25 protein-coding genes and 2 pseudogenes are annotated in these 25,846 nt (G+C 60.6%); 9 read left to right on the forward strand and 18 right to left on the reverse strand.

Annotated features, from left to right (window positions below):
• Positions 1–333: 333 nt before the first annotated feature.
• Entirely contained in the window at positions 334–1,656 is a 1,323-nt protein-coding gene (locus TZ03_RS22585; protein ID WP_051100513.1) for an APC family permease, read from the reverse strand.
• A gap of 101 nt (positions 1,657–1,757) precedes the next feature.
• Positions 1,758–2,579, reverse strand: coding sequence for a carbon-nitrogen hydrolase family protein (locus TZ03_RS22590; RefSeq protein ID WP_051100514.1), 822 nt, complete (start codon positions 2,577–2,579; stop codon positions 1,758–1,760).
• 163 nt (positions 2,580–2,742) lie between these two features.
• Between TZ03_RS22590 and TZ03_RS22595 the strand changes: the two genes are divergently transcribed.
• Complete coding sequence (locus TZ03_RS22595; RefSeq protein WP_051100515.1) at positions 2,743–3,531, forward strand: helix-turn-helix transcriptional regulator; 789 nt, start codon at positions 2,743–2,745, stop codon at positions 3,529–3,531.
• Between the two features lie 132 nt (positions 3,532–3,663).
• Positions 3,664–4,287, forward strand: a complete 624-nt coding sequence (locus tag TZ03_RS22600; RefSeq protein ID WP_051100629.1) for a dTMP kinase — start codon at positions 3,664–3,666, stop codon at positions 4,285–4,287.
• A 72-nt stretch (positions 4,288–4,359) separates the two neighbouring features.
• On the opposite strand, the gene TZ03_RS22605 is transcribed toward TZ03_RS22600, so the two are convergent.
• Complete coding sequence (locus TZ03_RS22605; protein WP_051100516.1) at positions 4,360–5,328, reverse strand: Dyp-type peroxidase; 969 nt, start codon at positions 5,326–5,328, stop codon at positions 4,360–4,362.
• A gap of 683 nt (positions 5,329–6,011) precedes the next feature.
• Between TZ03_RS22605 and TZ03_RS32060 the strand changes: the two are divergent.
• Together TZ03_RS32060 and arfB are read left to right on the forward strand one after the other, a co-directional pair.
• Positions 6,012–6,434: pseudogene (locus TZ03_RS32060) on the forward strand (methyl-accepting chemotaxis protein); the annotation flags it as partial.
• A gap of 77 nt (positions 6,435–6,511) precedes the next feature.
• Positions 6,512–6,925, forward strand: coding sequence for an alternative ribosome rescue aminoacyl-tRNA hydrolase ArfB (arfB, locus tag TZ03_RS22615; RefSeq protein WP_051100517.1), 414 nt, complete (start codon positions 6,512–6,514; stop codon positions 6,923–6,925).
• A 48-nt stretch (positions 6,926–6,973) separates the two neighbouring features.
• Here arfB and TZ03_RS22620 read toward each other — a convergent pair whose 3' ends face one another.
• The 10 genes from TZ03_RS22620 to TZ03_RS22665 all read right to left on the reverse strand — a co-directional run bounded on the left by TZ03_RS22620 (position 6,974) and on the right by TZ03_RS22665 (position 16,490).
• On the reverse strand, positions 6,974–8,230 hold the full coding sequence (locus TZ03_RS22620) for an acetyl-CoA hydrolase/transferase family protein (protein ID WP_051100519.1): 1,257 nt from the start codon (positions 8,228–8,230) through the stop codon (positions 6,974–6,976).
• Positions 8,231–8,306: 76 nt separating this feature from the next.
• Positions 8,307–8,585, reverse strand: a complete 279-nt coding sequence (gene catC, locus TZ03_RS22625) for a muconolactone Delta-isomerase (protein WP_051100523.1) — start codon at positions 8,583–8,585, stop codon at positions 8,307–8,309.
• Positions 8,586–8,618: 33 nt separating this feature from the next.
• A complete protein-coding gene (locus TZ03_RS22630; protein ID WP_051100525.1) occupies positions 8,619–9,914 on the reverse strand; it encodes an MFS transporter in 1,296 nt (431 codons plus the stop codon).
• Between the two features lie 55 nt (positions 9,915–9,969).
• A complete protein-coding gene (locus TZ03_RS22635; protein WP_051100527.1) occupies positions 9,970–10,830 on the reverse strand; it encodes an acyl-CoA thioesterase in 861 nt (286 codons plus the stop codon).
• A complete protein-coding gene (locus tag TZ03_RS22640) occupies positions 10,827–11,540 on the reverse strand; it encodes a 3-oxoacid CoA-transferase subunit B (protein ID WP_051100529.1) in 714 nt (237 codons plus the stop codon). Before TZ03_RS22640 ends, TZ03_RS22635 begins: the two co-directional genes overlap by 4 nt.
• Before the next feature lie 5 nt (positions 11,541–11,545).
• Positions 11,546–12,235, reverse strand: a complete 690-nt coding sequence (locus TZ03_RS22645; protein WP_051100536.1) for a 3-oxoacid CoA-transferase subunit A — start codon at positions 12,233–12,235, stop codon at positions 11,546–11,548.
• A gap of 252 nt (positions 12,236–12,487) precedes the next feature.
• A complete protein-coding gene (locus TZ03_RS22650) occupies positions 12,488–13,411 on the reverse strand; it encodes a LysR substrate-binding domain-containing protein (protein ID WP_051100537.1) in 924 nt (307 codons plus the stop codon).
• A gap of 93 nt (positions 13,412–13,504) precedes the next feature.
• Positions 13,505–14,395, reverse strand: coding sequence for an MBL fold metallo-hydrolase (locus tag TZ03_RS22655; RefSeq protein ID WP_051100538.1), 891 nt, complete (start codon positions 14,393–14,395; stop codon positions 13,505–13,507).
• A gap of 23 nt (positions 14,396–14,418) precedes the next feature.
• Positions 14,419–15,279, reverse strand: coding sequence for an alpha/beta fold hydrolase (locus TZ03_RS22660; protein WP_051100539.1), 861 nt, complete (start codon positions 15,277–15,279; stop codon positions 14,419–14,421).
• A 14-nt stretch (positions 15,280–15,293) separates the two neighbouring features.
• Complete coding sequence (locus TZ03_RS22665; protein ID WP_051100540.1) at positions 15,294–16,490, reverse strand: acetyl-CoA C-acetyltransferase; 1,197 nt, start codon at positions 16,488–16,490, stop codon at positions 15,294–15,296.
• Positions 16,491–16,747: 257 nt separating this feature from the next.
• Here TZ03_RS22665 and TZ03_RS22670 point away from each other — a divergent pair, with 257 nt between their 5' ends.
• The gene (locus TZ03_RS22670) at positions 16,748–17,986 is read left to right on the forward strand and encodes an OprD family porin (protein ID WP_051100542.1); all 1,239 of its coding nucleotides are present in this window, start codon (positions 16,748–16,750) and stop codon (positions 17,984–17,986) included.
• Positions 17,987–18,021: 35 nt separating this feature from the next.
• Here TZ03_RS22670 and TZ03_RS22675 read toward each other — a convergent pair whose 3' ends face one another.
• Genes TZ03_RS22675 through TZ03_RS31600 form a run of 4 tightly spaced genes read right to left on the reverse strand, consistent with a single transcriptional unit; the run spans position 18,022 to position 21,267 of the window.
• Complete coding sequence (locus TZ03_RS22675; RefSeq protein WP_051100546.1) at positions 18,022–18,837, reverse strand: HpcH/HpaI aldolase/citrate lyase family protein; 816 nt, start codon at positions 18,835–18,837, stop codon at positions 18,022–18,024.
• 10 nt (positions 18,838–18,847) lie between these two features.
• Complete coding sequence (locus TZ03_RS22680) at positions 18,848–20,011, reverse strand: acyl-CoA dehydrogenase family protein (protein WP_051100634.1); 1,164 nt, start codon at positions 20,009–20,011, stop codon at positions 18,848–18,850.
• Between the two features lie 31 nt (positions 20,012–20,042).
• On the reverse strand, positions 20,043–20,870 hold the full coding sequence (locus tag TZ03_RS22685; protein WP_051100548.1) for an FAS1-like dehydratase domain-containing protein: 828 nt from the start codon (positions 20,868–20,870) through the stop codon (positions 20,043–20,045).
• Positions 20,818–21,267: a hypothetical protein gene (locus tag TZ03_RS31600; RefSeq protein WP_236692881.1), complete on the reverse strand. Its 450-nt coding sequence runs from the start codon at positions 21,265–21,267 to the stop codon at positions 20,818–20,820. The genes TZ03_RS22685 and TZ03_RS31600 overlap by 53 nt, the downstream gene beginning before the upstream one ends.
• On the opposite strand from TZ03_RS31600, the gene TZ03_RS22690 reads away from it, so the two are divergent.
• From TZ03_RS22690 to TZ03_RS22700, 3 genes are all read left to right on the forward strand, one after another.
• Positions 21,157–21,633, forward strand: coding sequence for a TetR/AcrR family transcriptional regulator (locus TZ03_RS22690; RefSeq protein ID WP_236692876.1), 477 nt, complete (start codon positions 21,157–21,159; stop codon positions 21,631–21,633). The genes TZ03_RS31600 and TZ03_RS22690 overlap by 111 nt on opposite strands.
• 148 nt (positions 21,634–21,781) lie before the next feature.
• Positions 21,782–23,068 (forward strand): MFS transporter, encoded by a 1,287-nt coding sequence (locus tag TZ03_RS22695; RefSeq protein ID WP_051100552.1) that lies wholly within the window; start codon positions 21,782–21,784, stop codon positions 23,066–23,068.
• Positions 23,069–23,080: 12 nt separating this feature from the next.
• Entirely contained in the window at positions 23,081–23,404 is a 324-nt protein-coding gene (locus TZ03_RS22700; RefSeq protein WP_051100557.1) for a 4-methylmuconolactone methylisomerase, read from the forward strand.
• A gap of 138 nt (positions 23,405–23,542) precedes the next feature.
• On the opposite strand, the gene TZ03_RS22705 is transcribed toward TZ03_RS22700, so the two are convergent.
• Entirely contained in the window at positions 23,543–24,889 is a 1,347-nt protein-coding gene (locus tag TZ03_RS22705) for an IclR family transcriptional regulator domain-containing protein (protein WP_051100559.1), read from the reverse strand.
• Between TZ03_RS22705 and TZ03_RS22710 the strand changes: the two are divergent.
• A pseudogene (locus tag TZ03_RS22710) lies at positions 24,890–25,726 on the forward strand (UxaA family hydrolase); the annotation flags it as partial.
• Positions 25,727–25,846 lie beyond the last annotated feature (120 nt).

A 25,846-nucleotide genomic window follows, 5' to 3' on the forward strand; every position in this document is an offset into this window, starting at 1 on the left:
CGCGCGGCGCATCGCGAGCTGGCGCTCGCTCCTACGTTTGTTTCGGGCCAGTGAGGCCTGTGACAGGCGCGCGCGACCGCCTTGTTCGTACGACGCGATATTGAGCCATGCGCCAAGGCGTTCGCGCGCAAATCCCCCAGGAATAATTGGCCCGAAACAAACGTAGGAGCGAGCGCCAGCTCGCGATGCGCCGCGCGGGCGGCGCTCGATCTCACACGCGCTGCATATCTTGTGGCAAACACTTGTCAGCCCTGATGCGGTACCTGTGGGGCTGGCTTGCCTGCGATGGACGCAAAGCGGCCCCAAAATCGCTTGACTGACTGGTATCAGGTTTCAGGCTTCCTCGAAGTGCATCTCCGGGGGAGGCCGCCTGAAACCACGGGTAATCACGGTCAGATAGAGCATTCCAAGGCAAAGCCAGCCAACCCCGAGGTAAATTGCCAGGTGGTCCAGGCTTGCCATCAGCCACACGTTGGATACCAGCCCCACCAGGGGAAACGCCAGATACATCAACACCGCCTTGGCGCCACGATTGCTCATGGCAAGCCAGTAGTGAAAGATCACCGCCAGGTTCACCAGGCTAAAGGCAAGGAAGGCGCCAAAATTGATGAACGAGGTGGAAGTCGTCACGTCCATGCGCAAGGCGAGCAGGGCGACTACCCCGCACAGGATGATACTGGGCACAGGCGTGCTGAAACGCTCGCTCAGCTTCCCGAAAAACGATTTTGGCAGCACACCGTCACGCCCCATCGCATACAACAACCTGGAGGCGCTGGCTTGAGCCGAAAGGCCTGAGGTGAACTGGCCGACGATCAGCCCCAGCAGGAAAATGCTGACGAAGATATCGCCACCGATGTTCTGGGCAATCTCGTAAGCGGCTGCATCCGCGTTGGTGAAGGTTGTCGATGGGTGGGCGAGCTGAACGAAGTAGCTACAGGCGATGAACAACCCTCCACCCAGCAAGGTGATCAACAGGATGGCTCTCGGGATGTTCTTGCGTGGCTCCTTGGTTTCCTCGGTAAGGGTGCTGACCGCGTCGAAGCCCAGGAAGGAATAACAGGCGATCGCGGCACCGCTCATGATCAGCGGCAACTGGGCACCCTCCTGATAGAACGGTTCGAGTGTCCACAGTGGCACTGTCGGATCGCCCCACACGTAATGCACGGCGAGGGCAACGAACGCCGCCAGCACCAGCAACTGAATGAACATCAGCAAGCCATTGACAGTTTTGGCCAGGCGCAAGCCAATCACGTTGATCGTTGTGGTTACAGCGATGAACGCCAATATCCAGATGGCCTGTGGGACGCCTGGAAATGCAGAGTGCAGATAAGCCGCGCCAATCAGCCAGATCGCCATGGGCAGGAACAGGTAGTCGAGCAACACCGCCCAACCCGTGATGAAGCCCAGCTGTGGGCTGATCGATTTACGAACGTAGCTATAGGCGGAGCCGGCAACCGGGAAGGCACGGGCCATGTTCCCGTAGCTCAAGGCGGTAAACAGCATGGCGATGGCGGCCGCAAGGTAGGCCGCGGGTACCATCCCTCCCGTCGTCTCAGCCAGAATACCGAAGGTGCCCAGGACGATGATTGGGGTCATGTAGGCGATGCCGAAAAGCACCACCGATCCCAGCGAAAGTGTTCGCTTGAGTTTGGCCATTACTGCTTGCTCCAGCTTGTGATTGTTATTCAGAGTCGGACGCGCTGCCGTTCTTGGCGGCCTTGGTTGCCATTCCGGGTGGGCCTGGAATGGCGCAATGCTCAGGAGGGGATGATCAGTTCTCGAACGCCGTCTTCGCGCTCGACCTGTTCGCCTGGCAGTTGCATGCGGCGCTGCGCGATGTAGGTGTAATCGCGCCTGGATTGCTGCAGTTGATCCTTGTCCAGCGCGACGGTCATGCGACACTCGCCCCGGCCCGCTTCGCACAGCAGCTGGCCATAGGGGTCGACAACGGCACTGCCGCCAGCGAAGACCAGCCCGCCATCACCGTCACCCACGCGATTGACCATGACTGCGAAGGCCTGGTTCTCCATGGCGCGTGCCGTGATGGCGCTTTTGTGGGTTGGCCCGTAAGGGTCCATGTTGCCATTGGTGACGATGATCAGTTCGGCACCCAGTTGCCCCAGGGCCCGGGCGGTCTCAGGGAACTCGATGTCGAAGCAGATCAACAGACCAACGCGAAAGCCTTTGAACATGGCCGTTGCAAAGCGGTCGCCAGGGGTGAAAACACCGCAATCCGATGCCCACAGATGCGTCTTTCTGTAGGTGAGTGCCACGCCTTCAGGCGTGATAAGCACGGTAGTGTTGTAGAAGTGACCGTCGTCGCCAGCCTCGGCCATACCTACCACTACGGCAACATCCCGCGCTTGCGCGGCCTGATGGATCGCCATGATGCTTGGGCCATCCAGTGGCTCGGCTATGCGATCGATGTTTTCCTCGGTAGGAAAACCCATCAGCTGGGTTTCAGGGAACACCAGCAGATCGGTATCGGCGCCGCAGTTGCCGATCGCGTCGACGGTGCGCTGCAGGTTGTACGCGGTATCGCCATCGCGACCGGCCAATTGGACAAGCTCGACCTTCATTTCTAATCCTCGACTAACAGCTTCGGCCGCCATGCTCTAGCGGCATAGGGGCGTAAAAAACGATCCCGGTACAGGTTCGGTCAGCGTAAGCTAGCCCGGATTATGGGGGTGGTCGTCACGGCGGGGGTATTACGCCCACGTGGTAACCCAACAGGGGTAGAGGATGAATTTTACGCTGCACGACATTGCCTGGCACCGATCGGTGGGCCAACTGATCGACACGCTCGACAAGGACCACTTCTGGACAGCCCTGGTGCGGCTGTTGAATGAGTATGTTGCCTGCGACAGCTGGGTTGCATTGCTGTTCTCTGCCGGGCGCCCGCAAGTATTCGCCGAATGCCCCAGTGAGGACGGTAGCCCTGATCCATTGTTTCAGGATTACCTGAAGGGCATTTATCTGTTGGACCCGTTCTACGTGGCCAGCCGTGAGTCAGCGGTATCTGGCCTGGTTCGACTGGCGGATGTCGCCCCAGAGTGTTTCGAGCAGACGGACTACTATCAGCGATATTTTCGCCTCAATGTGGTAGCGGATGAACTGCAGTTCAACGTTCAGCTGGATGCGCAGCGCACGCTATGCCTGTCGCTCGGCAGCAAGCGCCGATTCAGTATCGAGCAGGTGACTCTTCTTGAACTGTTGCGCCCGTGGGTCACCGCCCTTATGCGCCAGCGGATGACCTTTGAGCGTGAGTTGCTGGAGGCTGCCAGCAACCCGGCGCCGCATTGGCAGAGCCGCATGGAGGCAAGGGTCGAGCAGATGGAGGCGCCACTGACCGGGCGTGAGCTGGAAGTCGGTCGACTGATGCTCAGTGGCTGTTCCAGCAAGGAGATCGCTCGCAAGCTTGAAATCTCGGTTGAAACAGTGAAAGTGCACCGCAAGCATATGTACAGCAAGTTGGGAATCAAGTCGCAGTCGGAGCTGTTTTCGCTGTTTCTGCAGGCGCAGCTGGGTTGACCTAGGTTATCGGGTTGTCCCCGCGCTCATCGGAGAATCCTGCGGGGTACAAATGTACCCCTGCCGGGTGGCCCTTGAAGGAGGCTGCGATCGATGGTCCTATCCTGCCCATAGTCCAATTGGTATCGAATGATGAAGCGCCCGCTATTTGTTTCTCTGGATGGGCCCAAGGGCACCGGCAAAACCACACTTCTGGAGGCCGTGACCAAAGCCCTGAGGGCCGACAACAAGAAGGTGATCCGGCTTTGCGAGAAAAAAAGCGACCCTTGCAGGGGGGAAACCATGGCCCTCGTCAACGAACTCGCCAGAAGCCCGTCCCGGGAGCTGGAGTTGAGGGTTTGTGAGCGCTTTGCTGAAAGCCGTGCCTGGATTTCCCGGCACGTGCTACCCAGGCAGCCAGCGGGCAGCATTATCTTGATCGATCGCTGGTATCCGTCCGATGCTGCATTTCGCCGCACGGTCCCGTTCGCCGAGATCTTGCGGTTGAACATCGATCGAGAGGTGCGAGTGCCAGATTTGCATGTGGGGGTCGTCACGGCTGCTGATACGTCATGGGCAAGGGCCGCGGCACGAGCGCGTGGGCTGGGCAGCACGGTGATCCATCGCCTGGATGAGCAGGTGGCATGTACCGAGGCGTTCGAGCGAGCGGTTACAGATCATGGTTGGGTTCTGTGCCGTAACGAAGGAACCATCGAAGAGGCAACGAAGCAGGTGGTTTCCGAGATCGATAAAGTGTTTTGCACTATTGAAGGCTGAAACAGTTATCAATGAGCAGTGTTCAATAGTCAATGAGCCGCAAAGTACCCATTGACCACTGAACTGCCCACACTAAGTCTGCAGCGCCTGAATAAGTTCGCTCAGCGTGCGGGGGGCGGGCGCGAAGAATATGGCGCCGGTGTGCGCGGTCGAGAAATCGAGCAGTCGGTCATGCATGCCCGGTGGATCGCCGAGGAACATGCGCTCCAGCATCTTTTGAGTCACCCACAGATGCCGGGAGTAGCCGATGAAGTATGTGCCGTATTCGCCATGGCCAGGGCGACCAAAGGGCATGTTGTCGCGCAAGATATCGTGCTCGGTGCCGTCGTCGTCTACGATCGTGGCGAGGGTCTTGTGCGACTTCTGGCCGCTAGTTGCGTCAGGCAATTCGACATTACTGACGATCTCCCGACCGATGATCTGCTGCTGTTCGTCCTTGGAAAGTCGAGCCCACGGCTGCATTTGATGCAGATACTTCTGCACCACCACGTAACTACCGCCCGCGAACTCCTGATCCTCATTACCGACCAGTGTTGACGCGCCTATGTCATGGCCTGTCGGATTGGCCGTACCATCAACGAAGCCAAGCAAGTCTCGGGAGTCGAAGTAGCGAAATCCCGACACTTCATCAGCTAGTGTCACGCTGCTGCCCAATTGATCCAGCAGCAGGCGCTCGAATTCAAAGCAGAGATCTTCCCGCTCGGCCCGGATATGGAAGAACAGGTCGCCGGGTGTGGCTGGCGCCGAATGTGTCGGGCCCTTGATCGGCGCAAAGGGGCGCAATTCCTTTGGGCGTTTGCCAGTCTGGAAACGGTCCCACAGTGCTGAGCCCAGCGCAGTGATGCATGACAGCCGACCGTTCAGATCGCGGAAACCGACGGTCTTGATCAGGTCGTCCAACCCCTCCAGGACGCCAGCGATCGACTGTAGGGCGTCCCGGCCCTCCGCGACCGTCAATGTGAGAAACACCGCTGCGCGCGATAGCGGCGCATCGATGCTTTGCGAGTCAATAGGTACCCGATCCCAATTATTCTCAGCCATTCTCACCTCTGTAATGTTGGATGTCAGACAGTTGCGGTATGACGTAATCAAGTCTTTATAGCACGGCGTTAGCCGGTTCTGCGTAAGCGGAGGGGGCGAGGGCGGGGGATACAACTCTGCACAAAGCGGATAGTGTTTACGTTAGTCAGTCGATAGCCTAACCACGGGATAAGAATAATGAATTGAACTCGACAGGCCACTGGGCATGCGGGTTGGGGACCACTATGTCAAAAGTCACGAAGCGTCTTTGCCTTGCCGCAATAGTCCAGAGCTGTGGGGTAATCGCTTGCTTGGCAACACTGTTTTATCCTGAGCATCTCGTTACAGGCCTGTCAATCACCGGGCTGTCGTTGCTCGTTGCAGGGTGGCTGTACCATTTCGAGAGAGTCGAGAGGGTAGAGGTACGTATTGAAGTACCTTACGAGGTGAGAGTGCCAAGCGTACCCCCAGAAAACATTGCAAAGAAAACCGAGACAGTAGCGATTGACTCTCGACTCAGAGATGACTTGCAGCGGTTGAACCGTGCTATTGAAGATACCGAGCAGGATATGGACTTCGCTAACCAGCTGGCTCGCGATGCCGGCGGCAAGGTAAGTACAAGCTCAAGCAGCATCCAGGGTTCGGCGGGAATCTTCAAGGCGCTTGACCAGTCAATGGTTCATTTGGCCCAAGCCTTCAACGAACTGGGTGGTCAGTCGGTAGAGATCACGGCGCTAGTAGGGAGCATTCAGGACATCGCCCGGCAAACCAATCTTCTGGCTCTAAACGCGGCTATAGAGGCGGCAAGGGCTGGGGATCATGGGCGCGGTTTTGCCGTGGTGGCAGATGAGGTGCGGAACCTCTCTAGGCGTGTAGCGGACTCCAGCGCGCAAATTCGTCAAATCGCGCAAAGTCTGGAACGTACAGCGGGTGAGGCTCGCGGAGGGATAGATCAGCTTGGCGTCTCTGCGCGCAGTGGCTTGGCTCAGTCCGATGATGCTCTGCTGTCGATGCAAGGTTTGCGTGATGCTGCGGCAGCCCGTTTGGAAATTGTCGAGCGGATCATGTCTCGACTGGCAGGACTTCGTGAACTGGCAGGGAAAATTGAGATGATGCTTCCAGATTAAGCAGGCTGGGATGTGTATTGTTCTATGGGAGAACGGCGGCGGCTGTAATAATAGAGGGCAATTACAAGGGCCATGTCATGCTGACCATCTCCAATAACGTGCATCTGCCGGATGCCGACATCGAACTGACATACATCCGAGCGCAAGGCGCGGGTGGGCAGAATGTCAACAAGGTGTCCAGCGCCGTGCACCTGCGCTTCGACATCCCGGGTTCATCGCTGCCCGAGTTTTACAAGGAGCGGCTGCTGGCGCTGCGTGACAGTCGCATCACCGGCGACGGCGTGTTGATCATCAAGGCCCAGCAGTACCGCACCCAGGAACAGAACCGTGCTGACGCACTGGCTCGCCTTGCCGAGTTGATCATCGCTGCCGGCAAGACCGAGAAGAAACGCCGCCCCACCAAGCCGACCCTTGGATCGAAGACCCGCCGCCTGGAAGGAAAAGCCAGGCGGAGCACTGTCAAGGCGGGGCGGGGTAAGGTGGAGTTCTAGTGCTGGTGGTGGAACTGCGAGCAAATATTTCGCATGCATGCCAGGTGTTCACTTACCCGACTCGATGGCCTGTTCGAGTGCGGCTCGGTGGTCGGGGTGGGCGATGGCCAGCATCTTCTGCATGCGTTGGTCCAGCGTCAGGCCGCGCAAGTCGGCAACGCCAAACTCGGTCACGATCAGGCCCGCATCGCTTCGGCCGATGGTGACTGGTCCATTGAGCCGGCAAACGATGCGACTGTGACTGCCCGCCGTCGAAGGCAGGGCAATGATTGGTAAACCGCCGCGCGAGCGCTGTGCCGCACGAGTGAAATCCAGCGCGCCACCTACCGCTCCTACATAGCTGCCCGCAGCCATTTCCGAGTTGATCTGGCCGGTCAAGTCCACTTCGATGGCAGAGTTGATTGCCACGAACTGCTCGATGTTGGCCATGACCTGCGCATCATGGGTGTACTGGGTACTGCGCAATTGCAGTGCGGGGTTGTTGTGGGCGAACCCGTACAGCGCTTTGGACCCCATCAGCACGCCACCCACTGTCACTCCGCGGTCAATTGTCTTGCGCCGGTTGGTGACTACGCCGCATTGCATCAGCGCGGCAACGCCATCGCCCAGGCTCCCCGAATGTACCCCCAAGTCCCTGTGTTCGGCCAGCGCGCCGAGTACGGCGTCGGGCAGGGCGCCGATACCGGTCTGCAATGTCGCACCGTCGTCCACTAGGTGGGCGATATGGCTGGCGATCAACCGGTCCGCTTCGCGAATACGGCTGGGCGGGCTCTCCAGCACCGGGCGATTTGTGTGAACGATGATGTCCAGGTCCTGATCCGTCAGCATGCGCTCGCAGCAGGTCCAGGGTGCTTGGTGATTCACTTCGGCAATCACCATTCGCGCACTGTCCACGCAGCCCAGCAGGTATTCGCAGGCCAGGCTCAGGCTGTAACGGCCTTGGCTATCGGCGGGCGCCACTTGCACGATCAGTACATCGATGCCCAGCGCGCCGCTGGCCAGCATCCGGGCGAAGTCCGAATAATGGCTGGGCAGTATCCGCAGGGCCCCGGCGTCGGCCAGCGCACGGTTGGCACCGGCGCCGCAATAGGCGATGAACTCTACGCAGTCTGCATGTTCAGCTTGGCAGGTGGCGCTGCGGTCGATGCCCAGCACCACCCTAAAGTGCCCGACGCGATGCCGCTGTTGCATCAGGACCTGAGTGAGCGGCAGCGGCTCGGCAGTGGCCTGCCCCCACAAGACCGTTTCACCCGGGCGGATTAGGTGTGCGAACTCGAGGTTTTCCAGCGATAGGGTTTCAGCCATGCAGGGCTCCACGTCTCAGCATTGCAAAGAGGGTGATTGAACGGGAGAAAGCGGCGGCGCGGGGCCGCCACTGCGGTCACACGATGGAAGAGGGATGTTTGGCCAGCGGCGTGACCTGGATGGTCATGAAGGGGAACAGCGGCAGACTCGACAGCAGTGCATGCAGTTCATCGTTGCTTTCGACGTTGATGATGCTGATGTTCGAGTACTGCCCCACGATGCGCCACAGGTGCGGCCATTTACCTGCCTCCTGCAACTCGGTGGCGCGTTTTTTTTCGGCGGCCTTAATGGCTTCGACGGTTTCGAGCGGGATGTCGCGCGGAATGTTCACGTCCATTTTTACATGATAAAGCATTGTCTTACTCCAGGTTTCAACGTGGTTTGGTGTTTATTCGGGGCGGGCTGGCTGTTGCACGGTGCAGGGCGCATCGGCCGCGGTCGGCTGCAACGTATGGTCGATGGCGTCAAGGCGCAGGCCCCGCGTCTCGGGGAGCAGCAGCACGGCTGTGACGGCCAGGGCGTAAGCGACCAGGCAGAAACCGCCGATGGTCTGGGCCAGTCCGAAGCTTTCCGAGAGTACGCCAACGGCAGCCACGGAGAGGGCGCCGAGCGACTTACCCAGGTTGTATGAAAACCCCATGCAGGTAGTGCGAATGTGGGTTGGGAACAGCTCGCTCAAGAACGGCCCGATCACTGCGAAGATGCCCGTGGCGAACAGCCCGACCGGAAAGCTCATCAGCATAAGTGCGGTCGGGCTCATGGGTACTAGCATGTACAGCATGGTGAACAGCCAGGCGCCAAGGCAAAACGCCAGCAAAGCGGGCCTGCGGCCGAAACGGTCAGCCAGGTAGGCGGTCAGGATGAAGCCGGCGAAAGCCCCGGCGCACATGATCAGCATGGTCAGCACCACTGGGCCTGGCTTCAGGCCGCGTACCTGCACCATCAATGTCGGCAGCCAGACCATGATCGTGTAGGCAGCAGCCTGGAGGCCGGTCACCAGCATCGCCCCGAGCAGCGTAAGGCGAACCACGTCGGGGCCGAAGGCCGAAGCCAGGGAGGCTTTTTTCGTCACCTGGCTGGCAGCCTGCCGGTAGATCTCTGGGTCTTTGACATGGCGGCGGATAAACAGCACGAACATTGCCGGTATCACCCCGACCCAGAACGCGACGCGCCAGGCGGTTTCTGCCGGCAGGTTAGCCAGTAATGCGGTCATCACCACAGCCGCCAGGGCCCAACCGATGGCAAAACCACTTTGCACGAAGCCCAACGCCTTGCCCCGGTGCTCGGGACGGATCACTTCGGCCATCAGGGCCGCGCCCACCGCCCACTCGCCGCCAAAGCCCAGGCCTTGGAGGGTGCGCAGCACCAGCATTTGCTCGTAGCTTTGGGCAAAACCGGCTAACGCGCCGAAGGCGGTGAACCAGCAGATGGTAAACACCAGGATACGCACCCGGCCATAACGGTCACTGAGAATGCCGGCTATCCAGCCACCCAGCGAGGCCGACAGTAGTGCGGCGGTGCCCAGCATCCCGGCCTCGCCCTTAGATATCTGCCACACCACCATCAGGGTCGGCAGCAGGAAACTGAACATCTGTGCGTCGTAGGTATCCAGAGCCCAACCGGAAAAGCAGGCCCAGAATGTCTTGCGCTCTCGCGGGGAGCCAGTCTTGTACCATTCGAACATGTGGCGTTCCTTATTGTTATTAATACTGGGTTGGCAGTATCTGTGCAGCGCTACCTCAAGACGTGCGCGCCACGGCCAGCAGGTCCTGCGCCATGCTGGCGAGCAGGCGACCATTGCTTTGATAGATGTGCGTCCTGATCAGGCTACGACCACCGTGGCTAACCACGGCTTCGCTGGCGAACAACAGCCAGTCGTTGGTGTTCAGCGTCTGACTGTGGAACCACAGGCTATGGTTCAGGGTGCTGATCTGCCAATGCAGTTCTGGGACGTCGGTGCCCGGTTGTGACAACAGCTCGGCAGGCAACCAGCTACATGACATGTAGGCCAGCGCGGCGTGATGCAAAACCCCCTCGCCAGCCAGCGGTGGCACCAGACGCATCCAGTAGTCGACGCTTGCTTGGCCCTCACTACAGGGAACGGGGCGGATATCCAGCAAAGGAGCCTTGCTGCAACGCAGTTGCAAGTGGCGGGACTGCCGCAGGTCTTGCGCGCAAGCCTGCGGTAGTGTTGGCAGGCTCTCTGGTGGCGGTATCTGCCGGGGCCGCGCCGGCCTAGGCGGCGCCTCAGCCTGGGCCACCTGGAAGCTGGCGTTGGCGCTGAGTATCAGGCCGTCGCCCTGTACGCCATGTATCAGCCGGCGGGACAGGCGATGACCGTCGCGTAGCGTATCGACGCTGAACTCCACGGACTGCTGCGGCGCGGCACGGTTCAGGAAGGTCACCTGTAGACTGGCAGGGCAGCGCCCATGGCAGGTCTGGGCGGGAGCCCAGAGGGCCTGCCCCAGCAGTTGGCCAACGAAGACCTGGCCATGAATGTTGGCATCGCACACATAGCTGCGCCAGCTGTTCTCGGTAACCGGCTCCAGTGACAGCAGTTCGGTCAGGTCACGCTGGTCCCACTGCGGGTAGCCGTTCATCGCTGCATTTCCAGCACCACCTCACCGACCTCGCGCAGCGCAGGTAGGCTGCCCTGGCCTGTAGGGGCAATGGCGGAAAAATCCAGCGCTACGCCGGTCACCGCCTGCAATTGCTCAGCTGTAGTGTCGCCAACCAGTTCGATCACCTTCACACCCGCTTCGGTGACGTCCATGGTGGCCAGCTCGGTGTAGATGCGGCTGACGCAGCGCAGGCCGGTCACCGGGTAGGTGCAAGCGGGCAGCAGCTTGCTCCGTCCATCCTTGGCCAGGTGTTCCATCATCACGAACACCCGTTTGGCACCAATGGCCAGGTCCATGGCGCCGCCAACGGCCGGGATCGCATCTGCGGCACCAGTGTGCCAGTTGGCCAGGTCGCCTTCGGCAGATACCTGGAAGGCGCCGAGCACGCAGATGTCCAGGTGACCACCGCGCATCATGCCGAATGAGTCGGCGTGGTGAAAGAACGCAGCGCCAGGGCTCAGCGTGATGGGCTCCTTGCCAGCGTTGATCATGTCCCAGTCCTCGCTACCTGGGTCCGACGCCTGCCAGCGGCCCAGCACGCCGTTTTCGCTGTGCAGGAAGTAGTCCTTGTCCAAGGGCAAATGGTTAGCGACCAGGGTAGGTAGGCCGATACCGAGATTGACGTAGGAACCTTCGGGAATATCCCGGGCCACCCGCAGGGCCATGGCGTTACGCGTGTTGATGTCCATGTGGCTCATCCTGCTATGTTCAGAAGGGGGGCAGCGTCGCGCAACACCAGTTGTTTGACGAAGATGCCAGGGGTGATCACGTGCTCTGGGTCTATTTCTCCTAGCTGGCAATAGGTGCCGATGGAGGCGATGGTGTGCTTGGAAGCCATGGCCATCACCGGCCCGAAGTTGCGTGCGGTTTTACGGAAAGTCAGGTTGCCCCAGCGATCACCAACATCGGCCTTGATCAGGGCATAGTCGACGTGGATAGGGGTTTCGAGCACGCACTGGCGGCCGCCGATCAAGCGTGTTTCCTTGTCCTTGGCCAGCAGGGTGCCGTAGCCGGTGGGGGTATAGAATCCCTCGATGCCACACCCGGCTGCCCGCAGGCGTTCGGCCAGGTTGCCCTGCGGGACGATTTCCAGCTCGATCTTGCCGGCTCGGTAGAGGGCTTCAAACACATACGAACCGGTCATGCGCGGGTAGGAGCAGAGAATCCGGCGGACCTGCCCGGCCTTGAGCAATGCGGCCAGACCACTGTCGCCTTGACCGGCGTTGTTGCTGACCAGGGTGAGATCACGTGCACCGTGCTCGATCAGCGCATCGATCAGGTCGTTGGGCATACCGGCCCCACCGAACCCGCCGACGGCGACCGTTGCACCATCGGGGATGGATGCCACGGCAATCTGGGCGCTGGCGCAGAGCTTATCGATCATGACTGTTTTCCTTGTTGGCATCTTGCGCTGTGACCTTGGCAAAGGCCGGCAACGGGGTACCAGGAAGGCGAGGGCGGGTGCGTGGCCTCGTACCTCAAGCCCTCCTGATGGACTCAGCTTGCCCAAGGTGGCTGGCAGTCACAATTTCGGTCTTCGGAATACGAGGTTAACCTTTGCTTAATGGCCGCCGCCCGAGCGGCGCAAGGCAGCCCGCCCTGCATGTTCGCAGGGCGGGTGGCAGTGCTGCGGGGTTCAGGCCGGCGGGGCGTCGGTCAAGGCTGGGCGGTGGTACTCGACCAGGCTGTTGGCGAACTCGCGGGCGAAGGTAGGCAGGCCATCGAAGTCCTGCGCGCACAACTGGAAGGTACGTAGCGCCCATGGGTCGAGCAGGGTGCAGGCGCCGATTTGCTGCTGGCCCTTCAGGCGGGTATAGCAGGCATGCGGTACCACGGCGATACCGGCGCCAGCTTCGACCATACGAAAGATCGCATCCTGGCTCGCCACCTGCACGCGGATCGTCATCGGGATGTGCAGCGCCGAGGCGGCCCGGCTGAGGAATACGTTGATCGCGCTGCCTTCGAGCAGGGACACGAACGCATACTGCAGCGCCTCCTTGAAGAACACCTCGCGGCGCTCGAGTACCGGGTGCCCAAGCGGTGCGATCACCATCAGCCGGCTGGATACCAGCAGCACGCTCTGCAGGCCGTCGGTGACCACGCTGCCCGAGACCACTCCCAGTTCCGCGCTACCATCGCGCACGCTGCGCACGATGTCGTCGCTGAGCCGTTCGCGTAGATCGATGTGCACATCCGGGTGGGTCTTGAGGTATTCACCAACCACGGGAGGCAGGTACTCGGTGATCGCCGTGGTATTGGCTAGCAGGCGGAACTGGCCCTTCAGGCCAACGGCAAACTCCTGCAGGTCGCCGGTGAGCATTTCCAACTGCGCCAGAATGATTCGCGCATGCTGCAGGTAGGTCTTGCCGGCGTTGGTCAGGGTTACACCCTGGGCGGAGCGTTCCAGCAGTTTCATGCCCAAGTTATCTTCGAGGTTCTTGATGCGGTTGCTCGTTGCTGGTACTGAAAGGAACGAGCGCTCCGCCCCTCGGGTAAGACTGCTGGTTTCGGCTATGTTGATGAATAGCCGAAAGTCAGTGATATCGAAGTGCATCGCCATGATCAAATGCTTCTAGCTCAGGGTATTTCACGGTACCGCTCAAACCTGCGGGGTGTCCACACACGCGCACGCCCCGCAGCGCGTTGTCTGCCTTTACCAGGTGGCCGGCTCGAAGCAGAAACCATCGCCTTGCCGGCGGATGTATCCGCAATGCGGCTCGCCAAAATGCACCGGCATCAGCAGGGCTTCCCGATCAGCGGCGCGGTTAAGGAAGTCCAGCCGGGTGTGCCGGGCGGTGTCGGCCCAGATGCAGTAGCCGGAGTTGATATCGGGGCGCACGATTTGCAACGGACTGTGGAAAATATCGCCGCAGAACAGTCCTTCCTCACCTTGGGAGCGAATGCGAAACGCCACTTGCCCAGGGCTGTGCCCCGGTGCGGGCTCGACGATTAGACAATCGGCAATTTCTCGGGATGGCTCGATCATCACCCCGAGGCCTTCGTCGACGATTGGCATAACACTGTCGAAGAACGCATCGCCGAACACATCGATCACGCCAGGCTCCTTGTTCTTGCCCTCGCGGCAGAACACGAAGTCTTCCTTGGGAATGTGGTACTTGGCATTTGGAAAGGTAGGTACCCAGCGTCCGTCCTGCCAAGTGGTATTCCAGCCCACATGATCGGCATGCAAGTGTGTCAGCACCACATGAGTGACTTTCTCTGGCGGCGCGCCGGCGGCGATCATCCATTCACGCACCAGGGTATTGAGCATATTCATGCGCGGGATTCCTGCGCGTGGTTTGAAATTGCCAACACCTGTGTCGACCACGATGATGTTGTCACCCGCGTGCACGACCCAGAACTGGATGGTGACAATCAGCTTGTTCATGTGCGGTACCCAGTGATGCGGCGCCATCAACGCTTGGTGCGCCTCAAGCACTTGGCGGTCCACTTCGGGGAACAGGAAAGCCGGGTCATGGGTGGGGCCTGCATATTCGAGAATCCGCGTGACCTTGACGTCTCCGATCATACGTGACTGCATCATGGTGATTGTCCTTCTAGTTGTTATCAGGCCGCGTGGCGGCTGGAAGAGATCTGGTGCTCAGGGCAGTCCATGAACTCACGGTAAATTTGAGCGCCAGAGTGGCACCCGAGAATGTAATGTCGCAGCAGCGTGCTTACCCATAAGGGGCTTTGCATCGGCATGAAATGTCCAGAGGCTACGTGCAGCGCCTCAAGGTGGCCAGCAAATCTGGCCAGCCGGTCGATTTCGGCCGGTGGGCGCAGGGCATCGTGCTCGCCCGCTACTAGTAGGGAGCGAGGTGGTAGCTGCTTGAGTTCTGTGTGCAAATCCATGTGCGCAAGCATCGTCAGGGTAGCGGCGAAGCAGGCCGGGTCAGCGCTTAGCCAGCGTCGGCTGAAGGCATCGAACAACAGGCTGTCGGTACGCAGGGCCGGTGGCCATGTTCGTTCCAGAAAACCGGGAATGACGGCGCGCACGCCCAATTGGCGTACGTTAGCTGCGCAATTTAGGGTGGCCTCGCGCGCCTGCTCGGCCACCCCACAGGCGGGTGACAGCGCGATCAGGTGGCTGACCCGTTGCTGGTGGCGGGCGGCGAAGCGTATGGCAATCGCTGCGCCAACGGCTACCCCGGCGATGGCCACGGGGCCATCCAGCTCAAGAGCAGTCAACAACTGCTCAAGATCGGCCACGTGCTCATCGAGGGTGATGCTGTCGCTGACTTTTTCTGAAAGCCCGGCACCGCGCGTGTCGTAGCGCAGGATGTTGAACTGCCCAGCCAGGCGCGCTACCACCAGGTCCCAGCTTTCCAGCGAGCCTCCCATTTCGTGCAACAAAATCAAGGTCGGTGCTTGTGCCGGTAGGTGTTGGAAGCGCAATGCCACTTGGTTGACTTCGATCCAATGCATGCGGCAGCTCCGTTTCACAGGCGTTCGAAGATGGCGGCCAGGCCTTGGCCACCGCCGATGCACATGGTTTCCAGCCCGTAGCGGGCATTGCGGCGCTGCATTTCGTGGAGCAGGGTAGTCATGATCCGGATGCCGGTCGCGCCGATTGGATGTCCCAGTGAAATGCCCGAACCATTGACGTTCACCCGTTCGAAATCCTCCAGCTGCCAAGCGCGCAACACAGCCAGTGCCTGGGCTGCGAAGGCTTCATTGACCTCGATCAGGTCCATGTCAGCCAGACTCAAACCGGTCCGTTGCAGCAGGCGGGCTACGGCCGGCACCGGGCCGATACCCATGCGAGAGGGGTCGCAACCGGCGGCGGCCCAGTTGGCCAGCCTGGCCAAGGGCTGTAGTCCATGCCGGGCGGCGTAGTCGGCAGAAACGACCAGGCAGCCTGCAGCGGCGTCATTCTGCTGACTGGAATTGCCCGCAGTGCATACGCCGTTGGGCAGCAGGGGGCGCAGGCCGGCCAGGGTTTCGACACTGGCATCGGCCCGGATGCCTTCGTCCATGGCAACCTGTGCAATGGCGCCGTGCTTGCGTGGCACATCCAGCGGCACGACCTCATTGGCAAAGCGGCCCTCTTGCCAGGCACGAGCAGCATTGAGGTGGCTGCGAACGGCGAACTGGTCGGCGTCCTCTCGGGTAATGGCATAGTCGCGGGCCAGGTTCTCCGCGGTTTCAGGCATACCGGAAATTCGCCCGCAGCGCGACTCGGGCTGAGAACGCTCGCGGCCGCGCTCCAGTCGATCGTGGAGTTTGACACTGCCAGCGCGTGAGCCCCAGCGCATGTCGGTGCTGTAGTACTCGATGTTGCTCATGCTTTCGACACCCACCACCATCACTGCATCGGCATGGCCGGTCTGCACCTGCATGGCGGCGTTGATCACTGCCTGCAGGCCCGAACCGCAGCGGCGATCGAGGCTGTAGCCGGGCACCTGTAGTGGTAAGTCGGCCAACAGCGCGGCATACCGCCCCATGCACGGCGCTTCGCTGGAGGCGTAGGACTGGGCGACGACAACTTCGTCCAGCGAAGCCGGGTCGATGTCGGTTCGCTCCAGCACTGAACGCATGATCGTTGCCGCCAGGTGGTCAGCCGTCAGCGAGGCCAGAGCGCCGCCGAATTTACCGATTGGGGTGCGAATGGGGGAAACGATCAAAGCGTCCTTCATGTCTGGGCCTCTTGTTGTCATGGACGGAAATGCATGCTGGTCAGAATGGCCGTGGGTCGCCCAGTGAACAATTCGATTTCCCGAAAGGCAGCCTTTCGATGGGGTTAACAGCGTCTGGTGACGCCTGTTTTACCTAACGCAAGGGCAGCTTAAGCAAATCGCAATACCCAAGCGGTGGTGCGCTGCCCATGCTGGTGGCGCAGCGGGGCTGCTGGCCCTGGTGCTACCAACAACAATAAACACTTGGGAACCTCGACATGCACAAGCGTTGTCTGGCGCGGTCTTGCGCGCTGTACTGCATCACACCGGCTCTGGCCCTGCCTGGCTTGGCCAAAGCGGACTTTCTGGCTGACAGCACCGCGTCCCTGAACCTGCGCAACTTTTATTTCAACCGCGACTTCCGCCAAGCTAATGCCTCGCAGTCCCAGCGCGAAGAGTGGGCGCAGGCGTTCATGCTCGATGTGAAGTCAGGTTATACCGAGGGCTTGGTTGGCCTGGGGCTGGATGTCTACGGCGCGTTGGGGGTAAAGCTGGATTCATCCGGCGCACGTGCTGGCACCGGGTTGTTGCCCAACGCATTCGGTGATGCCGGGCCCGGCGAGTACACGGATGTTTCAGGCGTGTTCAAGGCCAAGGTGTCGAAAACCGTGCTCAAGCTCGGGGGGCTGATGCCCAAGTCACCGGTACTACTGTCGAGTGATGCGCGCCTGATGCCCCCTTTGTTCAATGGCGCAGCGCTGGTGTCCCAGGATATCGACAAGCTGATGTTGGATATCGGCCAGTTCAGGAGCGTCAACTTCCGCAATGCCAGCAGCAACGATGCCGACTTGCGCACGGCGAACTTTGCAGCGAGCAGTGATCGCTTCAACTATGCAGGCGCGTCCTACAGTTTCACCCCGCGGTTGACGGCGTCCTTCTGGCGCGGCGAGCTAGAGGATGTCTACCAGCAAAACTTCTACGGAATACAGCTCTCGCAGCCGCTGGGCAAGTGGACCTTGGAGGGCAACCTTGGCTATTTCGACAGTAACGACGCGGGTGAGCGTCGTGCGGGCACCATCGACAGCCGGCTGACGTCGCTGCTGGTTTCGGCCAATCGAGGCGGGCACACCTGGCGTCTGGGCTACCAGGACAACCATGGCAAATCAGCGCTGCCGTTCCTGCAGGACGCTGATCCCAATGTCGCCAACGTGGTACAGATTCTCGATTTCACACGAGCGGGTGAGCGCTCCTGGCAGGCACGATACGACTACAACTTTGCCGCGCTGGGGATTCCTGGGCTGAGCTTCTTCACCCGCTACTTGCGTGGTGATGAGTTCAAAATGGCAGGACGTGAAAGCAAGGAATGGGAGCGAGACCTGGACGTCAGCTATGTCATCCAGAGCGGCGCGTTGAAGAACTTTGCCATCCGCTGGCGAAATGCAATGGTACGTTCCGACGCGCTGGGGGAGATCGATGAAAACCGCCTGATTTTGTCCTACAGCATTGCGCTCAAGTGATAGCTTTGGGGCCGCAGTGCGGCCCCAAGCTTATTTCAGCGTGCGCTGGCTGCCAGCAGGTTGCGCGCGCGTTGTAGCACCGGGGCATCGATCATCTGTCCATCCATCTGGAACGCACCTGCACCTTCGACCTCGTGCAGCACGCGCCTAGCCCAGTCGAGTTGCTGTGCGGTGGGCTGCAAGGCGCGGTGTACCACCGCGAGCTGCGCTGGGTGGATGCACAACATACCGGCAAAACCCATGGCCTTGGCATCGCTGATGAAGGTGGTGAGCGCTTCATCGGCATCGAGTTTGGTGAACACCGTTTCCAGCGGGGCGGGCAGGCCGGCCAGGCGGCTGTGCAGCAGTAATGCGAAGCGTGCCTGGTCGAGCATGCGCTCGGCAGCTGCGCTGCCGCTGAGCAGGCCCAAATCCAAGCTCAGGTCCAGCCCGCCATAGGTCAGGCGCGCTACCCCTGGTGCTTTGGCAATGGCAGGCAGTGCTGCCAGGCCGTGGGCGCTTTCGATGATCGGCATCACCGCCTTGCCTGTTTCGGCTGCACGGCTGACCTGCTCGGCGGATTCTGCCTTGGGCAGCAGAATGCCGACGATACCCGGCAATGCGGCGCACAACGCCAGTTCACAGGCATGCAATGGATGGTCTGCGATATTGACCCGCACCCACACGCGCGCGTGCGGGTGCGCAGCCAGGAAATACGCCAGGTTCTCCCTGGCAGTGGCCTTATCGGCCTCCTGAACGGCGTCTTCGAAATCGACGATCACCACATCGGCCCCAGCCCCCAGCGCTTTGGCGAAGCGTTCGGGGCGGTTACCGGGTACGAACAAGGCAGAACGCAGTAGTGAATCCTCCATGGTCAGCCCCTCAGAAGCTGCGCGGCAGCTCGAGCAGATGCTCGGCCACGTAGGAGAGGATCAGGTTGGTGGAGATTGGCGCTACTTGGTACAGGCGGGTCTCGCGGAATTTGCGCTCCACGTCGTACTCGTTGGCGAAACCGAAACCACCGTGAGTCTGTAGGCAGGCGTTGGCCGCCTCCCAGCTGGCCTTGGCCGCCAAGTACTTGGCCATGTTGGCGGCGGCGCCGGCGTTGCGGCCACTGTCGTATTCTTCGCAAGCGCGCCAGCGCATCAGGTCAGCGGCCTCGATCTCGATGTGCGCTTCGGCGATGGGGAACTGCACGCCTTGGTTCTGCCCGATCGGGCGGCCGAACACCACACGGTCGCGGGCATACTGGCTGGCCTTTTCGACGAACCAACGGCCATCGCCGATGCACTCGGCGGCGATCAGCGTGCGCTCGGCGTTGAGGCCATCGAGGATGTAGCGGAAGCCCTTGCCTTCTTCACCGATCAGGCTATTGGCGGGGATTTCCAGGTTGTCGAAGAACAGCTCGTTGGTCTCGTGGTTGACCAGGTTGGCGATTGGCTGCACGGTCAGACCGTTGCCGATGGCCTCGCGCAGGTCGACCAGGAAGATCGACATACCCTCGGACTTTTTCTTCACCTCGGCCAGCGGTGTAGTGCGCGCCAGCAAGATCATCAGGTCAGAGTGCTGGACGCGCGAGATCCACACTTTCTGGCCATTGATCACGTACTTGTCGCCCTGGCGCACGGCGGTGGTCTTGATCTTGGTGGTGTCGGTGCCGGTGGTGGGCTCGGTCACCCCCATCGACTGCAGGCGCAGCTCGCCGCTGGCCAGCTTGGGCAGGTAATAGCGCTTCTGTTCCTCGCTACCATTACGCAGCAGGGTGAACATGTTGTACATCTGCCCGTGTACGGTGCCGGAATTACCGCCACAGGCGTTCACCTCTTCGAGTATCAGTGACGCTTCGGCCAGGCCCAGGCCCGAACCGCCATATTCTTCGGGGATCATCGCCGACAGCCAGCCAGCATCGGTCATGGCTTTGACGAAGGCTTCGGGGAAGCCTTTCTCCTCATCGATTTTTCGCCAGTATTCGGCGGGAAATTCGCTGCACAAGGCGCGCACGCCTTCACGGATAGCATTGAATTCTTCATGTTTGCTAGGGGTCATGTGCATGATTCTGCTCTTCGGCGGATTTGGTTTAGTCGAATTCGACGTTGGCGTATTGGTTGATACCGTTGTGGTCGCTGGCCCATAGCTCGGCGTAGCCATGGCGCTCATGACGTCCACTCAGATGGAAGACTGCTGGGGCAATCAATGGCCGTGCGGCGCGGAATGAGAAGGTGCGCACACGCACCAAAGGGTTGGCCCGGGTAAAAGCGGCCAAGTTCAACGTTGCTGTTAGTGGGCCATGCACCACCAGTCCGGGGTAGCCCTCGGCCTCGGTTACGTAGGGCCAGTCATAGTGAATGCGGTGGGCATTGAAGGTCAGGGCTGAGTAGCGAAACAGCAACAACGGGTCTGGCGTTACGGTTTCGTGCCAGTCGCCCTCGGGTGCTACTTGCCCTGCACTTGCCTTGGGTGGAGTGGGTTCGCGGTAGACGATGTCTTGCTCTTCGTGCACGCACAGATGTTGGCCTTGCCAGACTTCGTGGCTTAGGGTGACGAACAGCAGTGAGCCCGTGCGGCCGTGTTTTTCCTCGATGTGCTTGAGGGTGGTACGTCGTTGTGCCTGGGCTCCCACCAGCAGTGGCTGGATGAAGCTCACACGGCTACCGGCCCACATACGGTTGCGACCGTGCGCCGGCGGCATGAAATCGCCCAGCCGTGGGTGCCCATCGGGCCCCAACGACTGCTGAGGGGCACAATCATCGAAGAAGCACCAGTGCCACAGCCAGGGTAGTTCCTGGCCTTCCTCGGGGGCGGAGAGGTCAAAGGTCGCAGCTATTTTACGTACATGCGCGCTATGGAACTGATCAGAGCGCGACTGCGTGCGCCCCACCCAATCGTCGGGGTTGAATGCTTCCATGGTGTGCCTTCTCTTCACGGTAGTGTCCAGCATGATGAGGGGAGGGCAGGTGGTGGGGAATTTTCCATTTCGCAAGGCGGCCTAAAGATTTGCCTAAGGCCGTGCCAGCCCCGCGGGCATAAAACACGGCCTTCCAAATTGCAAAATTGCCCTCGATGGGACCGCACAGCATGCTGCGTCGCCGGACGTGAAGGAGGATGCAGCTATAAAACGGTCGATCGAAACGCGCCACCAAGCGCTGGCGCTGTTTGCCAGCAAGGGCTACAGCAATGTCGGTATCCGCCAACTGGCCAGCGCCCTGGGTATCAATTGCAGTTCTATCTACAACCACATAGAAAGCAAGGAAGCCTTGCTGTGCGAGTTTTTCGAGGAACTTTTCGAAGTACTGCACCAGCATGCGGCCCGGATCCAGCGGCGGGTGCCAGTGTATGAGCGGTTACGCGCTTTGATCGAAATGCATGTGCGCCTGCAAGCGCGTATGCCCGAACACTTCCTGCTGGTAGAGCGCGAGCGCTACCAGCTTAGTGATCCCTGGCTTGGGCAAGCGGACGCTCAACGCCTGCGCTACGAACAGTTGATCGCTCGCACGCTGGGCCTGGCTGCCACAGATCATGGGTGTGCAAAAAGTATCGTGACGTTGCTCAACCAGGCGCACAACTGGTTGGCGGGCTGCACGCGTACGTTCGATGAGCGCGTTGAAATCCTCCATGGCACGATCCGCTTGATGTTGGGCAATGCCACGATGTCGGCTGGACAGCGTTGAGGCCAGAGCAAGCAGTACCCGTGCGAGGGCTTAGGCAGAATGAAAGGGGGCCTTTCGTAAACTTGAATGGGCCAGCCCCGCGAACTGCGACATGCTCATGCCGCCACAGTACCCATAACAATAACGCACAACGATAGAGGAGCATCCCATGCTCGCTTGGTACAAAAACGGTTCCCCTCGTGAAAAAAAGACGTTCTGGGCCTGCTACGCTGGCTGGGCACTGGACTCCTACGACATGCAGATGTTCAGCTTCCTGCTACCGACGTTGATCGGCATTTGGGGGCTGACCAAGGGCGAAGCCGGTATTATCGGCACTTCAGCGCTGCTATCGGCTGCGCTTGGCGGCTGGCTGGCTGGCATCCTCAGCGACCGTTATGGTCGCGTGCGTATTCTGGTTTTCACGGTTTGCTGGTTCACCTTTTTCGGCGTCATCGCAGGGTTCGCACAGAACTTCGAGCAGTTGCTGATTGCTCGCACTTTGCAGGGCCTGGGCTTTGGCGGCGAGTGGGCAGTAGGCGTTTCGCTGATGGCAGAGGTTATCAACCCCAAGAACCGTGGTAGGGCATTGGGCTTTGTACAGTCTGGGTTCTCCCTTGGTTGGGCCATGGCTGTGTTGGTGGTCACGGCCATACTGGCCTGGCTGCCGGCTGAATATGCGTGGCGCACGGCTTTCTGGGTCGGTGTAATTCCCGCGTTCGTGGTCATTTTCATCCGCCGTAACGTCAAGGATTCGGATGCTTTCCAGCGAGCTCAGCATCAAACCTCGGATAAAGCATCGATCCTGACAGTATTTACCGCGAAGTATCTACGCGTGAGCATGCTTTCGAGCATGCTGGTGCTTGGGCTACAGGCTGGTTGCTATGTGATCCTGGTCTGGACACCGGCCTTGATGGCAGAACGTGGCGTGGTAGCAGGGTCGTTGATCGTGACCATTCTGATCATGGCTGTCGGTAGCTTCTGCGGGTTTTGCGTCACCGCCTACCTGTCGGACCGCATCGGTCGACGGCCGACCTTGATTTTCATGTCGATGGGCTCATGGATCGTGACCGTGTCGTATATGTTCGTTCCGTTCAATCCGTTTATTGCCCATGTCTTAGGTTTTCTGGTCGGAGCAATGGCCATTGGCATGTTCGCAGCGCTTGGTCCTTTCCTTAGCGAACAGTTCCCCACACAGGTTCGGGCAACGTGCATGGGCTTTTCCTATAACGTTGGCAAATCCATTGGGGCGATGGCCGTCACTGGTGTAGGGCTGCTGGCGACAAAGCTGGGGTTGGCGCAGACCGTGGGGGGCTTTTGCCTGGTCGCCTATGCCATTGCCGTGATCGCGTTGATGTTGTTGCCTGATAACAAAGGCATCCACCTTGACGATCTGGATGCTAGCGAAGCCGACGCTGCGTCCGCACATCAACCTTCTTCTTCTCAGACCCATGCGTAAGGAATGTCCGCGATGATTCGAATTGTCTACCTACTGGTAAAACCTGAAACAATGACTGACGAAACGTTCCGTCAAGAATGCGTGCGTCACTTTCAAATGAGTGAGGGTATCCCTGGATTGCACAAATATGAGGTCAGGCTGGTGGCTGAAAACCCTGCCGATACTCATGTGCCCTACCTGGAAGTAGGGGCGGTGCACGCTATTGGCGAATGCTGGTTCCAAAGCCCCGAGGACTACCAGCTCTATATGGAATCCTCCGTACGCAAAGCCTGGTTCGAACATGGCAAAACGTTCATTGGCAAGCTCAAGCCCTTCGTCACTGAAGCGCTAGTCTGACCTACAGGCGGCTGTCGCCTGCCGTGCCACCCCGTTCATTTGGCTGGACCGGGTGGCATTGCGGCGCTTGGAAGCCGAGTGCCAGCGCAACATTCACATCATCGCGCAAGTCTTCGCGGCGCCCTCTTGCTTTGAAACTCAAGTCTGCAGTTGCATCAGGCATCCCGAGTTCGGTGCGCTGGCCAACGTTTCCAGCTGTAGTGTATGGCGGGCGCTGGTAATGAACAGGGTGGTGCCATCCTCCCCTCCAAAGCACAGGTCGGTCGGGCTCGGCACCGGTAACCCGATCATCCGGTCCAGATTGCCTTCGGCATCGAAGCGCGCCAGGCTCCAGCCATCCAGTTGCGTGGTCCACACGCCGCCTGCAGCATCCAGCGCCAACCCGCCCAGCCTGCCGCCGCCCCGTGGCAGCGAAGCCAGCCGGCGCACGCTGCTGCTGCCCGGCTGCAGCAGCAGGATATCTCCCGCTTCCGGCGCCAGGGCATAGACCGCGCGGCCCTTGGCATCCCAGCGAAACGCGCTGACCGGCTCCGGCAATGACCAGCCATGGCGCAGCTCGCCCTCGGCGCTGAGTTCGCCGATCAGGCAGCCGTTGCCACTTTTCGCGCAGGCCCACAGGGCGCCGGACGGGTGCGGGGCCAGAGCCAGCAGGCGACTGCCGAGCAAGTCTTGGCGCGGGTGTTCGTTGCCTTCCCAGTCGATCAGCGACCAGCCCCCGGTCTGGGCTACCAGCAGGCCATCGGGGTGCAGCTCCATGCCACGCACCGGCAGATCGAGGCGGATCAGCAGGCGGCTGCTGTGGCCGTCCCAGCAATGGATGGCCGGTGCCAGGGTGTCGGCCCAGTACAACACGCGCTGGCCCGCGTGCCAGCGCGGGAACGCGCCGTGAAACGCCCAAGGGCCGGGCACCACGCTGAGCTCGGCGGCGGTGCGCGGGGCGTTGTCCGAGCGCAGTTGCTCACCCACCCGGCGTGCTGCGTCTGCCAGCTCCGGGCCCAGCAGGGTCAAGCGCTCCAGAGTCAGGCGGTAGGCTGGCCCGGCCACGCTGAGGGCGCCGCGAACCTGGCCCTGCTTATCGACGATCGGTGCCGCGACGCAGCGGATGCCCAGGCGGATTTCCTCGTCGTCCAAGGCGTAGCCACGCGCTTGGGTGATCTGCAGTTCAGCCAGCAGGCGTCGGCGGTCGGTGATGGTCAGCGGCGTGAGTGGTGTCAGTACCAGGCCCTTGAGAATCTCGTCGCGGGCCGAAGGGGTGAGCGCCGAGAGAACCGCCTTGCCCTGGCCGGTGCAGTACACCGGCTTGCCCTGCCCAAGGCTGGCGGCCGAGCGTTGCGTGTGGGCGCCTTCGCAGCGTTCCAGCGACAGCACCAGGTTACCGTCGAGTACCGCGAGGTACGAGGTTTCTCCGGTGAGGTCGCGAAGGGCACGCAGCTCGGCACTGGCGGCGGCTACTAGGTCCGGCTTCAGGTAGGCGTTGCGGACCATCAGGACGTTGGCGGGGTGAAGAGCGCCACCGACCAAGGCATCGCGCTGATCGAAGGCATGCTGCCCCAGGCCGATCAGGCGCGTCGTCAGCCGGTGTCCGCCGAGCACTTGATGATCGGAATGCAGTGCGGCGGTTCTGATGGTTTCTCCGGACTCTCAGCCAACCCGGCGTTGGGCGCGGCGGTGGATATCCTGGTGCGCCATGGCGGCACTGCGATTCTTTCTGAAACGTCGGAAATTTTCGGCGTCGAGCACACCCTGACTGCCCGTGCGGCCACTCCGGCGGTGGGTCGAAAGCTGATCGAGCGCATCGAGTGGTGGCTGGAATACAACCGCGGGCGCGACACCCAGATCAACGGACGGGTCAGCCCTGGCAACAACGCCGGTGGCTTGGCCAACGTGTTGGAAAAGTCCTTGGGCGGCGCGAAGAAGGGCGGCAATGCGCTGCTGATGGATGTGTACGAATATGCCCACCCTGTAAAGACCCACGGTCTGGTGTTCATGGATACTCCCGGCTACGACCCGGTCTCGGCCACCGGCCAGATTGCTGGTGGCGCCAACCTGATTGCCTTCACCACCGGCCGCGGCTCGTGCTTCGGCTCGGTGCCGGCACCGACCTTCAAGCTGGCCAGCAACTCGCCCATGTACCAGCGCATGAGCGACGACATGGACATCAACTGCGGGCAGATCATCGACGGCGACAAGACAATTGGCCAGATGGGCCAGGAAATCTTCGAGCGCCTGCTCGCCCATGCCTCGGGGGAGGCGACCAAGAGCGAGCTCAACGGCCTGGGCGAGGATGAATTCTGCCCGTGGCAGATAGGCGTGCTCTCCTGACCCGGCCCCTTCGCGGCTAAAGCCGCTCCCACAGCGTCCACCTGATTCTCAGGGGCTGCACAACTCCCCCTGTGGGAGCGGGCGTGCCCGCGAAGAGGCCCTTCCAGACAACACAACGAT

Source organism: Pseudomonas sp. 10-1B, assembly GCF_000935045.1.
Taxonomy (GTDB): Bacteria; Pseudomonadota; Gammaproteobacteria; order Pseudomonadales; family Pseudomonadaceae; genus Aquipseudomonas.

Bases quoted from the DNA above. Each gene is read 5' to 3' on its own strand.
- TZ03_RS22590 (WP_051100514.1), bottom strand. From the start codon at position 2,579: ATGAAGGTCGAGCTTGTCCAATTGGCCGGTCGCGATGGCGATACCGCG.
- TZ03_RS22600 (WP_051100629.1), top strand. From the start codon at position 3,664: ATGAAGCGCCCGCTATTTGTTTCTCTGGATGGGCCCAAGGGCACCGGC.
- TZ03_RS22645 (WP_051100536.1), bottom strand. From the start codon at position 12,235: ATGATCGATAAGCTCTGCGCCAGCGCCCAGATTGCCGTGGCATCCATC.
- TZ03_RS22595 (WP_051100515.1), top strand. From the start codon at position 2,743: ATGAATTTTACGCTGCACGACATTGCCTGGCACCGATCGGTGGGCCAA.
- TZ03_RS22700 (WP_051100557.1), top strand. From the start codon at position 23,081: ATGATTCGAATTGTCTACCTACTGGTAAAACCTGAAACAATGACTGAC.
- catC (WP_051100523.1), bottom strand. From the start codon at position 8,585: ATGCTTTATCATGTAAAAATGGACGTGAACATTCCGCGCGACATCCCG.
- TZ03_RS22660 (WP_051100539.1), bottom strand. From the start codon at position 15,279: ATGCATTGGATCGAAGTCAACCAAGTGGCATTGCGCTTCCAACACCTA.
- TZ03_RS22680 (WP_051100634.1), bottom strand. From the start codon at position 20,011: ATGACCCCTAGCAAACATGAAGAATTCAATGCTATCCGTGAAGGCGTG.
- TZ03_RS22640 (WP_051100529.1), bottom strand. From the start codon at position 11,540: ATGGACATCAACACGCGTAACGCCATGGCCCTGCGGGTGGCCCGGGAT.
- TZ03_RS31600 (WP_236692881.1), bottom strand. From the start codon at position 21,267: ATGCTGGTGCAGTACTTCGAAAAGTTCCTCGAAAAACTCGCACAGCAA.
- TZ03_RS22620 (WP_051100519.1), bottom strand. From the start codon at position 8,230: ATGGCTGAAACCCTATCGCTGGAAAACCTCGAGTTCGCACACCTAATC.
- TZ03_RS22585 (WP_051100513.1), bottom strand. From the start codon at position 1,656: ATGGCCAAACTCAAGCGAACACTTTCGCTGGGATCGGTGGTGCTTTTC.
- TZ03_RS22630 (WP_051100525.1), bottom strand. From the start codon at position 9,914: ATGTTCGAATGGTACAAGACTGGCTCCCCGCGAGAGCGCAAGACATTC.
- TZ03_RS22705 (WP_051100559.1), bottom strand. From the start codon at position 24,889: ATGGTCCGCAACGCCTACCTGAAGCCGGACCTAGTAGCCGCCGCCAGT.
- TZ03_RS22655 (WP_051100538.1), bottom strand. From the start codon at position 14,395: ATGATGCAGTCACGTATGATCGGAGACGTCAAGGTCACGCGGATTCTC.
- arfB (WP_051100517.1), top strand. From the start codon at position 6,512: ATGCTGACCATCTCCAATAACGTGCATCTGCCGGATGCCGACATCGAA.
- TZ03_RS22635 (WP_051100527.1), bottom strand. From the start codon at position 10,830: ATGAACGGCTACCCGCAGTGGGACCAGCGTGACCTGACCGAACTGCTG.
- TZ03_RS22685 (WP_051100548.1), bottom strand. From the start codon at position 20,870: ATGGAAGCATTCAACCCCGACGATTGGGTGGGGCGCACGCAGTCGCGC.
- TZ03_RS22605 (WP_051100516.1), bottom strand. From the start codon at position 5,328: ATGGCTGAGAATAATTGGGATCGGGTACCTATTGACTCGCAAAGCATC.
- TZ03_RS22675 (WP_051100546.1), bottom strand. From the start codon at position 18,837: ATGGAGGATTCACTACTGCGTTCTGCCTTGTTCGTACCCGGTAACCGC.
- TZ03_RS22650 (WP_051100537.1), bottom strand. From the start codon at position 13,411: ATGGCGATGCACTTCGATATCACTGACTTTCGGCTATTCATCAACATA.
- TZ03_RS22695 (WP_051100552.1), top strand. From the start codon at position 21,782: ATGCTCGCTTGGTACAAAAACGGTTCCCCTCGTGAAAAAAAGACGTTC.
- TZ03_RS22670 (WP_051100542.1), top strand. From the start codon at position 16,748: ATGCACAAGCGTTGTCTGGCGCGGTCTTGCGCGCTGTACTGCATCACA.
- TZ03_RS22665 (WP_051100540.1), bottom strand. From the start codon at position 16,490: ATGAAGGACGCTTTGATCGTTTCCCCCATTCGCACCCCAATCGGTAAA.